Source organism: Marinobacter sp. PE14 (assembly GCF_053566155.1).
This window is the reverse complement of the sequence record NZ_JBQXNY010000006.1, coordinates 108,151-120,967: the sequence shown is the minus strand read 5'-3', so window position 1 is coordinate 120,967 and position 12,817 is coordinate 108,151. Positions and strand designations below refer to the sequence as shown.

At 59.1% G+C, this 12,817-nt stretch carries 11 protein-coding genes; 6 read left to right on the top strand and 5 right to left on the bottom strand.

Annotated features, from left to right (window positions below; all coding sequences use genetic code 11):
- Positions 1-7: 7 nt before the first annotated feature.
- A complete protein-coding gene (locus ACWJ62_RS17840) occupies positions 8-751 on the bottom strand; it encodes an SDR family oxidoreductase (RefSeq protein ID WP_449287407.1) in 744 nt (247 codons plus the stop codon).
- A 170-nt stretch (positions 752-921) separates the two neighbouring features.
- Between ACWJ62_RS17840 and ACWJ62_RS17835 the strand changes: the two genes are divergently transcribed.
- The 3 genes from ACWJ62_RS17835 to ACWJ62_RS17825 all read left to right on the top strand — a co-directional run bounded on the left by ACWJ62_RS17835 (position 922) and on the right by ACWJ62_RS17825 (position 5,660).
- Positions 922-2,697: an acyl-CoA dehydrogenase C-terminal domain-containing protein gene (locus ACWJ62_RS17835; protein WP_449287406.1), complete on the top strand. Its 1,776-nt coding sequence runs from the start codon at positions 922-924 to the stop codon at positions 2,695-2,697.
- A 272-nt stretch (positions 2,698-2,969) separates the two neighbouring features.
- Positions 2,970-3,761 carry a tRNA cyclic N6-threonylcarbamoyladenosine(37) synthase TcdA gene (gene tcdA / locus ACWJ62_RS17830; protein WP_449287405.1) on the top strand — a complete coding sequence of 264 codons (792 nt, stop codon included), beginning with the start codon at positions 2,970-2,972 and terminating at the stop codon, positions 3,759-3,761.
- A gap of 21 nt (positions 3,762-3,782) precedes the next feature.
- Positions 3,783-5,660 (top strand): cation:proton antiporter, encoded by a 1,878-nt coding sequence (locus tag ACWJ62_RS17825; RefSeq protein WP_449287404.1) that lies wholly within the window; start codon positions 3,783-3,785, stop codon positions 5,658-5,660.
- Here the strand turns inward: ACWJ62_RS17825 and ACWJ62_RS17820 are convergent.
- The 4 genes from ACWJ62_RS17820 to ACWJ62_RS17805 all read right to left on the bottom strand — a co-directional run bounded on the left by ACWJ62_RS17820 (position 5,646) and on the right by ACWJ62_RS17805 (position 9,155).
- On the bottom strand, positions 5,646-6,629 hold the full coding sequence (locus ACWJ62_RS17820; RefSeq protein WP_449287403.1) for an NADP-dependent oxidoreductase: 984 nt from the start codon (positions 6,627-6,629) through the stop codon (positions 5,646-5,648). The genes ACWJ62_RS17825 and ACWJ62_RS17820 overlap by 15 nt on opposite strands.
- A gap of 81 nt (positions 6,630-6,710) precedes the next feature.
- A complete protein-coding gene (locus tag ACWJ62_RS17815; RefSeq protein WP_449287402.1) occupies positions 6,711-7,172 on the bottom strand; it encodes an acyl-CoA thioesterase in 462 nt (153 codons plus the stop codon).
- Positions 7,172-8,257 (bottom strand): SMP-30/gluconolactonase/LRE family protein, encoded by a 1,086-nt coding sequence (locus ACWJ62_RS17810; RefSeq protein WP_449287401.1) that lies wholly within the window; start codon positions 8,255-8,257, stop codon positions 7,172-7,174. Before ACWJ62_RS17810 ends, ACWJ62_RS17815 begins: the two co-directional genes overlap by 1 nt.
- Positions 8,258-8,357: 100 nt before the next feature.
- Positions 8,358-9,155, bottom strand: coding sequence for an alpha/beta fold hydrolase (locus ACWJ62_RS17805; RefSeq protein ID WP_449287400.1), 798 nt, complete (start codon positions 9,153-9,155; stop codon positions 8,358-8,360).
- A 389-nt stretch (positions 9,156-9,544) separates the two neighbouring features.
- Here ACWJ62_RS17805 and ACWJ62_RS17800 point away from each other — a divergent pair, with 389 nt between their 5' ends.
- The 3 genes from ACWJ62_RS17800 (at position 9,545) to ACWJ62_RS17790 (ending at position 12,812) form a co-directional block, all read left to right on the top strand.
- Entirely contained in the window at positions 9,545-10,621 is a 1,077-nt protein-coding gene (locus ACWJ62_RS17800) for an AraC family transcriptional regulator (RefSeq protein WP_449287399.1), read from the top strand.
- Positions 10,621-12,051 (top strand): cardiolipin synthase, encoded by a 1,431-nt coding sequence (cls, locus tag ACWJ62_RS17795; protein WP_449287398.1) that lies wholly within the window; start codon positions 10,621-10,623, stop codon positions 12,049-12,051. The genes ACWJ62_RS17800 and cls overlap by 1 nt, the downstream gene beginning before the upstream one ends.
- A gap of 83 nt (positions 12,052-12,134) precedes the next feature.
- A complete protein-coding gene (locus ACWJ62_RS17790) occupies positions 12,135-12,812 on the top strand; it encodes a GntR family transcriptional regulator (protein ID WP_449287397.1) in 678 nt (225 codons plus the stop codon).
- Positions 12,813-12,817 lie beyond the last annotated feature (5 nt).

Genomic DNA, 12,817 nt, shown 5'->3' with positions numbered 1-12,817 from the left:
GATCGACCTACCAGGGCAGTTCTGTACCATCCCAGCTCAGAAACGTCCCGTTGTCGTTCTCCCCCAGTCCATCGAGCACCTCCAGAAGGTTGGTGGCCGTTTCCTCCGGAGTATGCACTTTAAGCTTGGCGAGAGATTGGCTGAATGGTTCGCTCAACGCCGATTCGGTTGTACCCGGATGCAGGGATACGCAGGCAACCGGTTTGCATCGGCGCGGCAACTCAATGGACAGGTTGCGAACCAGCATATTCAGCGCCGCCTTTGAGCTGCGATAAGCGTACCAGCCGCCAAACCCGTTGTCGGATATCGATCCAACCTTGGCGGAAATAGCCACCACCCGTTTGAATTCGCGATGCCGCAGCCATGGCAATAACGCTTGGGTCAGCAATCCGAAACCGGTTGCATTGACAGCAAACGCACGCGCCATACTCTGCGAATCCAGATCTTCAAGCCGCTTCTCCGGGAACATACCCGGCCCATGAAGCAGCCCGGCGGCATAAATAAAGCTATCAATGCCCTCCTCCCTGTTCAGCAGCGATTCCAGTGCCTCGGCAATCGCTCCGGGCGCTGCACTGCGTTCCGCATCCCAGGACAGCAAGATACTGCGCTGATGGCTGCGTAAGGCGTCCGGCGCACTCTCCGGATCACGGCACAACCCGATCACCCTGGTTTTCGAATCACGCTCAAGCAACCGACTCGCCAAAGCGCCACCGATTGCGCCGGAAACCCCGGCTATCACCACTTGTTTCATCTGAGACCTCCTCGGTTCAGGAGGACATACGAAAATTCTAACGTCCAGACTGCCAAAACGGTGAACCAGCGTATTAAAACGGGCGTATGAAACCAGTGTTCAAATCATCTTTGGGTCGCTGGCGAATGTTGCAGCGCTCCCGTTAAAACGGCGCACCTAGGAGAGTATCCATGCAATACCAGGCTCCGGCGAATGACCTTCGCTTTCTGTTGTTTGATGTATTGGGCGCAGACCGGCTGCATGAGCTGGAAAAATACGCCGATGCCACCCCGGATCTGATTTCCGCGGTCATCGATGAGGCCGGCAAACTGGCAGCTGAGGTCATCCAGCCCACCAACCAGGCCGGCGACCGCGAGGGCTGTACCTACGATCCTGAAACCCGTTCGGTAAAAACACCTGACTGCTTCAAGGATGCCTACAAGAAGTTTATTGAGGGCGGCTGGACCGCGCTGGACGCACCACTGGAATACGGCGGTCAAGGCCTGCCCCACACCCTGAAATTCGTGGTGGATGAAATGGTCTGCTCCACCAACCTGTCGCTGGGCATGTACCCCGGTCTGACCCACGGCGCCATCAGCGCCCTGCATGCCCACGGCTCCGACGAACTGAAAAAAATCTATCTGGAAAAGCTGATCTCCGGCGAGTGGACCGGCACCATGTGCCTGACCGAACCCCAGTGCGGCACTGACCTGGGCCTGATTCGCACACGCGCCACTCCGAACGATGACGGTAGCTACGCGATCGAGGGCACCAAGATCTGGATTACCGGTGGCGAACACGACCTGGTGGACAACATCGTGCACCTCGTCCTGGCCAAGCTGCCTGGCGCGCCGGATACCACCAAAGGCATTTCGCTGTTCGTGGTTCCCAAGTTCCTGCCGGAGTCTGGTGAGCGCAACCCTGCCTTCTGTGGCGGCCTTGAGCACAAGATGGGCATCAAGGGCTCTGCCACCTGTGTCATGAACTTCGAAGGCGCCAAGGGCTGGCTCGTGGGCGAGCCGAACGACGGCATGCGTGCCATGTTCACCATGATGAACGAGGCGCGCCTGATGGTTGGCATGCAGGGCCTTGGCCTGGCGGAAATGGCTTACCAGGAAAGCCTCGGCTTTGCCCGCGAGCGTCTTCAGAGCCGCTCGCTGAGCGGTCCGAAAAACCCGGATGGGCCCGCTGACCCGATCATCGTGCACCCGGATGTACGCCGGATGCTAATGCGCCAGAAAGTCCTGAACGAAGGCATGCGTGCCCTGGCCCTGTTTGCTGGCCACCAACTGGATCTCTCTGTCGCCCACCCGGACGAGACCGTTCGGGAATCCGCGGACGATCTGGTTCAACTGCTTACCCCGGTGGTGAAGTCGTTCCTGACGGACGAAGGCTTCAACAACGCCAACACCGGGCTGCAGGTACTGGGTGGCTCCGGCTTCACCACCGACTGGCCGCTGGAGCAGCTGGTTCGGGACGGCCGGATCGCCAGGATCTACGAGGGCACCAACGGTATTCAGGCCATGGACCTCGTGGGTCGAAAGCTGGGCCTGAAAGGCGGTCAGCTGGTGCGCACCCTCTTCGGTACCCTGAGCGGTTATCTGAAGGACAACCCGGAAGCGCCGCACCGCGAAGAGTTGAAAAACGCCATGAAGGCACTTGAGACAGCCACCATGTGGCTGGCCAGCAACGCGCCGAAAGATCCGGAGCAGGCGGGCGCCGCCGCGACACCGTATCTGCGCCTGATGGCGCTGACGGTCATCGGTTACCTCTGGTCCCGGATGGCCAACGTTGCCAACGAACAGCTTGCCGCCGGCGAAGGCAACAAGCCCCTGCTGGAGAGCAAGGTTGTCTCTGCCCGCTTCTACTTTGAAAAGCTGCTGCCGGAGGTCAACTGGCTGCTGGGCGACATTCAGAGTGGCAAGGACAGCCTGATGGCGTTCTCGGACGACCACTGGGCCGCGTGATCCGCTATCCGGCCAGGATTCTCACGACCTGGCCGGAAATGACCGATCAATGACAGCTTGTGACCTTCAGAGGAATGCACTGGGCATTGATAATGATCACGTTGATTAGTGTCTCTGAACTAGTCCCGCCCAGCTCCCCGTCGGACTGGGTGCTTTGAAAGCCACGCCCTGCGTGGCTTTTTTTATGGTCCTTTTTTGTCTGTGCGGTCACTGGGTTACAATTGCGATCTTTGATTCTGTCCGGCCTACGACCGGACCTGCACGGGGATACCATGAACGCCGACGATTACGCTTTCCGCTTTGGTGGCATCGAACGACTCTACGGGCGCCGGGCCCTGGAAGCCTTTCGTCACGCCAATATTGCCGTGGTCGGTCTTGGCGGGGTCGGGTCCTGGGCTGCTGAAGCCCTGGCCCGAAGTGGCGTTGGCACCATCACCCTGATCGACATGGACGATGTCTGTGTGTCCAACACCAACCGGCAGCTCCACGCTCTCGAAGGTCAGTACGGGCGCACTAAAACCGACGCCATGGCGGATCGGCTGCGGGCCATCAATCCGGACGCAGACATTCGGGTACATTTCGGTTTTCTGACCACAAAAAATGTCAGCGAACTCATCACCGACGGCATGACCGGCGTGATCGACGCCATCGACAGCGTCAAAGCCAAGGCCGCACTGATTGCCCACTGCCAGCGCCGGAAAATTCCGCTGGTGTGTGCCGGTGGCGCGGGGGGACAGATCGATCCTACCCAGATCCAGGTGGCCGACCTCAGCAAGACCACCCAGGACCCACTGTTAGCCAAGGTACGAAACCTGCTGCGTCGGGAATACGGCTTTTCAAGGAATCCGAAGCGTCGCTTTGGCATTGAGGCCGTATACTCCCTCGAGCAGCTAACGTATCCTGCCGGAGATGGGGAAGTGTGCCATCAAAAACCTGCCACCGATGGCCCGGTGCGCCTGGATTGCGCCTCCGGCTTTGGCGCCGCCAGCCCGGTGACCGCCAGCTTCGGTTTATTTGCGACTTCCCGACTCCTGAACCGGATTGCCCGGCGCGCCAACCAATAGATCAACGGACCTGAGACCATTATGCCTGTCAGCACTGTCCTGCTTCTTGCCAGCATTGGCGTTTTATCACTGTTCTGCCAGTGGCTTGCCTGGCGCGTGCGTATGCCAGCTATCCTGTTCCTGTTGGCGGGCGGTATTGCAGCAGGGCCTGTCCTGGGGTTTCTGGCGCCGGAAATGGTGTTCGGTGATCTGCTGTTTCCGGTTATTTCCCTGGCCGTCGCCATAATCCTGTTTGAAGGCAGCCTGACCCTGCGCTACGACGAAATACGGGGCCACGGCAAGATGGTCCGCAACCTCATTCCGGTCGGTTCTATTGTCACCTGCATCATCGGCACCCTGGCTGCCCGCTGGCTTCTGGATGTCTCCTGGGCGGTCGCCCTGCTGTTCGGCGCCATCTCGATTGTTACTGGTCCGACCGTTATCGCGCCGCTATTGCGCTCCGTACGACCGGATTCGAAACTGGCCAACATACTGCGCTGGGAAGGCATCATCATTGACCCGGTCGGGGCTTTGCTGGCGGTTCTGGTATTCGAAGGGATCGTGTCCTGGGGTCAGGGCAACGTGTTTGGCCACTCGTTGTATATCTTTGGAAAAACCCTGGCCGTGGGTTTTGTGATTGGCGCCGTTGCCGGGTATCTCAACGGCATCGTATTGCGCAAGCACTGGATTCCGCAATACCTGCATAACGCCGGCACACTCACCTTTATGCTTGGCGTATACGCCATTTCCAATGAGCTGGCCCATGAGTCTGGCCTGCTGACAGTGACCGTCATGGGCATATGGATGGCCAACATGAAGCAGGTGCCCATTGATAGCATTCTGGAGTTCAAGGAATCCCTGAGCGTTCTGTTGATCTCCGCACTGTTCATTATTCTGGCGGCGCGGGTTGAGTTCGCCGCCATTGCCGAACTGGGCTGGGGCCTGGTAGCGGTGCTGGCCCTGCTGATGCTGGTTGCCCGTCCGCTGAGTATTTTCCTGTCTGCCATCGGCACCAGCCTGAACTGGCGCGAGAAACTCTTTCTGAGCTGGATCGCCCCCCGGGGCATCGTTGCCGCTGCGGTGTCAGCGCTGTTTGCCTTCCAGCTTCAGAAACTGGGCTATGAGAGTGCTGGCGCGCTCGTACCTCTGGTGTTCATGCTCATCATTGCCACGGTTACCCTGCAAAGCCTCACCGCACGGCCGGTTGCGCGCCTGTTGAAGGTCGCGGAACCTGCGGAGTACGGCTTTCTTATCCTGGGCGCCAATCCGGTTGCACGCATGATTGGCAAGGCTTTGAAAAAGTACGAAGTCCCGGTGACCCTGGCCGATACCAACTGGGAAAACGTTCGCCAGGCGCGCATGGACAACCTGCAGGTGTACTTCGGCAACCCGGTTTCCGAGCATGCATCGACCCACCTGGACCTGACAGGCATCGGCAAGCTGCTGGTGATCTCCCCGTACAAGCACATGAACTCGCTGGCCACGTACCACTTCCTGGACTGGTTCGGAAACAAGTGCGTGTTCAGTCTGGCGGAAGGTGATCAGGACCAGAAGGCCCGACATCAGACGGCTGAAAAAATACAGATGACCCGGGGCCTGTTCGATGGCGTCAGCTATGCCAAATTGGCCAGTCTGGTGAGCCAGGGCTACACCGTGAAGACCACCCAGTTGAGCGAGGAATTCGGTTACGAGGAGTTCCTGAACAAATACCAGAACCAGGCCCTGGTGCTGTTCACGTTCGACAGCAAGGAACACGTCGCTCCGGTTTGCAGCATGAAAGACCTGAAACCGGAAGACGACTGGATCCTGATCAGCCTGGTACCGCCCCAGGCCCGCAAGGAGCGCAAAGAGAAAGAAGGAGGAGAACCATCGGCCAGTCAGGATCAACCGGCCGATCAGGATCCCTCATCGACAATCTAGCACCAGCTTGCCGCGCACGTGCCCGCCTTCCAGCAGTTCGTGGGCCTGCGCGACATCATCCAGCGCGAACGCCTTTTCGATGTGCACCTTGACGTCGCCGTCCTCAATCAGCTCGGCAATCTCATCCAGGTGAAATACGTCCGGACGCACGGTCATGCCATGGGCGCGTAAACCCATTTCCTCGGCAGCACTGATGATTTCGTCGGCGGTCACCGTTGGGATGGTCACTAGGACGCCCTGCTCACCCAGGGTGTGCAGGGAGCGCTTGCCGGTATCACCGCCAACAAGATCCAGTACCACGTCCAGGCCATAACACTCTTCGCCGATATCCGTGTTGCGGTAGTCAATCACTTCGTGGACCCCGAGTTCCGCCAGGAAATCCCGGTTATTGGCCGAGGCCGTTGCTATCACATGGGCACCGCGCTCCAGTGCAAACTGCACCGCAAAATGGCCAACGCCACCGGCGCCGGCATGGATCAGGATTTTCTGCCCTGACTCCAGTTTCGCCATCTCGAACAGGGCCTGCCAGGCGGTCAGTGCCGCCAGGGGCAAAGCACCTGCAGACACCAGGTCCAGTTCTTCCGGCACGATGGCCAGTTCATCGGCCGCCGCCAGGGCATACTGCGCGTAACCGCCACCGCCGGCCGGGAATCCGACCATGCCCATGACCCGGTCACCGGGCGCCAAAGTGGTCACATTGGCGCCCACTCCGACAACCTCTCCGGCCACATCGTAACCGGGTGTCCATGGCAACGAATTCTCAATCTGCCGCGCCGCGAAACCAAGCCCCTTCCGGGTTTTCCAGTCAATCGGATTGAGCCCGGCACCGTGCACCCTGACCAGTACCTGATCGCCTCCGGGGACTGGCACGTCAGCTGTGGCCACCTGCAGGACATCACGGTCACCAAAGCGATCATAGATCACATGGCGCATCGTGGCTTCAGCATTCTGATCGGCAGTATTTTCCATGAGGATCTCCGGACAACAGGTTAAACGGGATTGGCTTTGAACAAGGCTAGCTGAAGTAAAGCACAAAAGACCTCGGGTGACCTACAGCCCTTTGCCTCCGGCTACCACAGCGGAACCGAGAATCTCGGCGAATTCTTTTGGCGCACGGGCAGGCCGCTGGCTTTTCAGATCAACACAGGCGTGGGTGGAAACCGCTCTGACAAGCGTCTTGCCATCAGATGGACGCACGAGCTGGAACTGCCGGGCAGACCGGAACCGACCATCGTAGTCGGTCAGCCAGGTCCCCAGAACCAGTTGATCGCCGGCATTCGCCGAGGCCAGATAATCGATTTCCGTGCGGGTGATGGCCATCGCCTTGCCGGTTTTTTCGTGCAGTTCCCAGGTCATACCCAGCGTTTCTATGTGTGCCCAGCTGACGTCTTCCAGCCAGCGCACGTAAACAACGTTGTTAGCGTGCCCCAGCCGATCTGTGTCCTCGGCCCGCACCGCTATCTCGATCGTGAAAGGCGCCGGCAGATCCCAGGCAATATCGTGTTGCTGCATCAGTTGCTGTCCCCCAGACCCGGAATGGCTTGCAACGGTAGCCGGCCAATACGATCATTGTGAAGTGAACCAAAGTACAGGTTGCCATCGTGAGGATTCACCGAGGTGATTTCCTGCAGATGGGTACCCCGAGTGTCGTGAAGGCTGGTGATCACCTCACCGTCCCGGTCGAAGGCTATGACAAGGCCATATTCTTGTGGCGCAGGTTTCAGGCTGCTCGGGAGTTTGGCAACCAGATCCTTGAGCCAGGGCCGGGGGTGCATGGCGTCCATCCTCGAATCTCTAAGGGTAGGAAACGCCACCCAGTAGCGCTCCTGATCATCCACCGCGAGGTTGTCGGGAAAGCCGGGCAGATTGTCGGCAAACACTTCCGCCTGCCCGGCTTTGGGCCCGTGAATCCAGTATCGGAGGATGCGGTATTTCCACGTTTCGTTAACCAGCACATAGTTGCCCTCCGGAGATACCGCAACGCCATTGGCAAAATGCAGGTTGGCCAGGAGAACTTCGGCCTTGCCGGTTTTTGGAGAGTAGCGGAGCAAGCGGCCGTGGGGACGCATTTCCAGAAGATCCAGCATGTATTCCGGCTGGTGGAACTTGGAACTGGCGTCGGTGAAATAAATGCGCCCGTCATCAGCAATGTCGACATCATCGGTGAAGCGGAACAGCGTACCCTCCGCCTCGCGGGCCAATACGGTAATCTCTCCCTCGGGACTGATAGACAGCAATCCCCGCCAGGAATCTGCAACGATCAGATTACCCTGTTTGTCAAACACCATGCCCAGGGGCCGACCATCGGTGGACAACCAGTTTTCAACCCGGCCATCCGGGAACACCCGCACGATATAGCCATCCTGGGTGCCGGTATAAAGCACACCGTCCTCGCTCACGGCTGTGTCCTCGGGGCCGTACACCTGCCCGCGAGCAATCAGGTCCGCAAGTCTCAAACGCTCATTCGGGGCAACCTGCCCGGTCAGCGGGGGTGGCGACGGCGGGTTCCAGGCTTTGCTGTCGACGGGCGAGGGAGTCAGCAGGAAACTGCCAAGCAGCAGGAATACAACCAGCAAACCCACCATCAGCCATTTCATACACTCTGCCCGCCTGTTGTTGTGTCCATTCCGTATGTCAGCGATTGACTTACCTTAGCAGACGGGCCGGTGAGCAGGAAAATGCCCTACACGGTCCCCGTCATTCATCGGCGCTGAGGAAACGGCGGCACAGGGCAGCAAAGGAGTCGGCTTTTTCAGCGTGCAGCCAGTGGCCGGTACCCTCGATGATGCGCAGCTGTGCCTGTGGGAACAGCCGCTGGATATCATCCCGGTGTTTTTCCTGGATGTAGGCCGAATCCGCGCCCTTCAGAAACAGCACAGGACCATCAAACGGTCCATCGCCCTCCGGCGCCCTGGCCAGATGTTCATAGCAGGCATCGATAACCGGCAAATTAAGCCGCCAGCGAAACATTGGCCCGCCCTCGTGCTGGTCTTCGCGGGGAATCCGTTCCAGGTTTTTCAGCAGGAACTGGCGAACACCTGGCTCTTCGACAAAATCTGCCATCAACTTGTCTGCGTCCTGACGGGAACGCACACCGGTCAGATCCATGCTGGTCAACCCTTCCAGAATAGCATCGTGCCGGGGTTTGTAGTTTACCGGGGCAATGTCGGCCACGATCAGTTTTTCCACACGCTCCGGCGCCTGCAGCGCAACCTGCATCGCCACCTTGCCACCCATGGAATGACCCAGCAGGCTCACCTTGTCCAGGGCATGGGCGTCCATGTAGGCAATGACGTCCGCAGCCATGGCCGGATAATCCATGGTATCCGTGTGGGGCGAGCTGCCATGGTTGCGCTCATCCAGTGCGTGAATCTGCCACTGGTCTTCCAGACGGCGGGCGATACCTCCCAGGTTATCGAGGGAGCCGAACAGCCCGTGCAGCAGTATCAGGGGCGGGCCTTCGCCGGTAATGCGGTGGTTCAGCGCAACAGTCATGGGCAGTCAGTCTCCGGATTGGTCTGTGTTCTCAGACCGGATACATTACCACTGCCAGTCTTGCGAGCAAGTGCCGGTATTAGCGGTCATTTTCCGTGGACGAAAAAAAGCCGGGCAAAGCCCGGCTGGAAGGTCATAGACGTGACATCTGAAGGATCAGCAGTAGTAGATGCTGTTCAGATACTCAGCAAGCTCAATCACGTTTTTACGCTCAAGCTCGGTATGAGGTACGAAGATTTCCTGTTCCATAAAACACCTCCTGATTGCTTTTCCATTGCTTCAACCTGATATCTTGATGCTATCGTTAAAGCCACGGGTAACCCTTGACAGGCGGTTGCACACACTTGACATTTTGTATCAGTCATCATGACAGGTCGTTAACTATCAACGTGACATCTGCCCAATCAGACTCCACCAGCGCTCCCCTGGTCGCTGCCTCCAGCACGCTGGCGCTGGTTCACTATCTGGAACGCCAGGGCGTTCTCAATGCGCCACGGGTAGAACAGCTGACCGGGCTTGCCATGTCGGAACTCACCGACCCTGACCGGCGCGTGCCCGCCGATGCCCATTACCGGCTGTGGGAACACGCCGAGCTGGTAACGGGCGATCCGGCTGTCGGGCTGCACGCCGGAAAAGTGGTGGATCCCGAGCGGATGGGACTGGTCGGGCATGTGTTTTTCAACTGTGACACCCTGGGTGAAGCCGTTACCCAGTATGTGCGCCTGCATCGGCTGATCAACGAGTCGGTATTCCTGAGCTTCGAGCAGACCGCCGACCAGACCATTCTCTGCTGGCAACCGGACATGGCCGAACATTACTGCCGGCAGGATATGGACCGGACCCTCGCTGCTGCCATCACCCGCACCCGCCACTTCATACACCCGGGCATCCGGGCGGAATGGGTGGAGATCGCCCATCCGGCGCCGGTTTACGCCGACGAGTACGAAAAGCTTCTCGGTGGTCCGGTGCGGTTTGACTGCGGTATCACCCGGCTGGCGTTCAATAGCCGGCATCTGGGGCACCCGATACCGCGCCGCAATCCCTACGTGTATTCGGCAGTACTGAAGCAGGTCAATACGCTGCTGGCGAGGCTTCAGAGCCGCCGCTCGTTCGGCCGCAAGATTCGCCGGCTGATCTCGAAGCAGATGGCGACTGAGAGAATCGATGCCGACAGTCTGGCCCGGCAATGCCATATGAGCCGCCAGACGCTCTACCGCAAGCTCAAGAAGGAAGGCCTGAGCTTCCACGGCCTGGTTGAGCAGGTTCGCCAGGACAAGGCGCTCAGATATGTTGCTGCCGACCAGTACGCTCTGGGTGAGATTGCTTTCCTGCTGGGATTTTCAGAACTCAGCGCCTTCAGCCGAGCGTTCAAGCGCTGGACCGGAACCTCACCGGCAGAGTACCGGGCAAGGCATCTGGCCGCATCGGGGCCCTACCGCCACCGGGCAGACGAGGGAGCTCAATAATGGACGAGCTGTCTCTCGTTGCACTGGTGGTCGGGGCCGTTTACCTGGGCGCATTTGCCTGTATTTACCGTATCCTTCTGACCTACCGGACGACACAGGGCGCCATTGCCTGGGTCATTGCCCTGATCGGCCTGCCGTACCTGGCCGTGCCCATGTTTGTGCTGTTCGGGCGGCATCGGTTTGGCGGCTACGTGAAAGCCCGACGGCTTGGCGACGAATCCCTGACCAATCTGCTGAACCGGTTCGAACAGCAAACAACCTCCATACCCATCCCCGCCAGCGACCGGTTTACCGACGAACTTCAGGTACTCTGCCGACTGGGCCGGCAACCGTTCACCGATGGCAACCGATGCACCCTGCTCAGGGACGGTGAGGCCACGTTCGAGGCCCTGTTCGAAGCCATGGAAGACGCCGAGCACTATATCCTGCTGGAATTCTATATCGTGCGATCAGACCGGGTGGGCCGCCGGATCAAATCGATTCTCGAGCGCAAACTGGCCCAGGGTGTGGAAGTCTGGTTTCTGTATGACGACATTGGCAGCGTCTGGCTGCCACGCAAGTACCTGAACCAGCTTGCGGCCGCCGGCGCCCGCGTGGCCTCGTTTGGCAAGGGCAACATCCGCCGGAGGCGGTTCCAGATCAATTTCCGGAACCACCGGAAGCTACTGGTCTGCGACGGTAAAATCGGCTTTGTGGGTGGCATCAATCTCGGGGACGAATACCTGGGCACCGCCATGGACCAGGAACCCTGGCGCGATACCCACTGCCGGATTGAGGGTCCGGCAGTCACCGGCCTGCAGCTGGCCTGGCTGGAAGACTGGAACTGGGCCAGCAATGACTTCCCCAGTCTCGACTGGGAGCCGTCCGAAAACCAGCCCGGGAACGACGAGGTGCTGATGCTGCCAACAGGGCCCGCGGACACTTGGGAAACCTGCACCCTGTTTTTCCTGAACTGCATCAATAACGCCCGCACCCGACTCTGGATCGCCTCGCCCTATTTCGTCCCGGATTTCCAGATCATGAACTCCCTGCAGCTGGCCGCGCTTCGGGGCGTGGACGTACGCATCCTGATTCCGGAGAAATCGGACAGCCGCCTGATCGGTCTGGCCGCCTACTCTTACCTGGTCCAGGCCTGCAAGACCGGCATCGGGATCTATCGCTACCAGCCTGGCTTCATGCATCAGAAAGTGATTCTGGTGGATGATCGTTACGCCGCGGTGGGAACCGCCAACATGGACAACCGCTCGATGCGACTGAATTTCGAGATCACCGCCATAACCACCGCAAGGCATTTCATCCGGAGCGTGGAATCCATGCTGGAACACGATCTGGACAATTCCCGCCTGATGATCGAGAGCGATTACAAGGATCGGTCGATCCTGTTTCGCCTGTGTTGCCGGGCCGTCCGCCTGCTGGCCCCACTGCTGTAGGCCATTCGTCCACTGGCTCCGGAATAGCCGATGTGCGACTATGCCGGGACGATTCAGCCAGTATGCAGTAGCGACAGATCACCATGAATGCCTTCAAGCCCAGAGAAACACTGACCGAACAGGTCGCACGCCACATCGAAAACCTGATTGCCTTTGGCCAGCTGCGCTCCGGTGAACGGATCTACGAGGGCGCCATGGCAAAACAGATGGACGTCAGTCATGGATCCATACGGGAAGGCTTGCTGCTGCTGGAGAAGCGGCATCTGGTCCGCAACGTGCCCCGCAAAGGCGCGTTCGTGACTCCGCTGGACGAATACTTCGTTCGCAGTCTGTACGAGACCCTGGAGCTCTACCTCACGCACACCGGTCGCAAGCTCGTGCGCCACTGGCAGACCGAGGATATGGCGCGGCTGGAGAGCCTGTATGAGCAGATGCAGGCCTGCTACAGGAAAAACGACCTGATGGCGTTTCTGGAGCTGGGCATTGAGTACACCAAGGCATCGCTGGCCTATGCCGACAACTACTTCATTGTCTCTGCCATTGATGACCTCTGGCCTTCGGCAAAGCGCTGTGCCTTCGTCGCCTTCCAGGAAGGGGGCAATCGTGTACTTGAGGACAACCTGTCCCACATGGAGCAGTCAATCAGTGCCATCAAGGATCGGGACGAGGACCGCCTCGCAGACATCCTGCATCGCTATGCCCTGCAACAATGCCAGCAGGTTCTCACAGCCATTGAGAAGACCGGCAGCAGAACGGCCTGACGGCA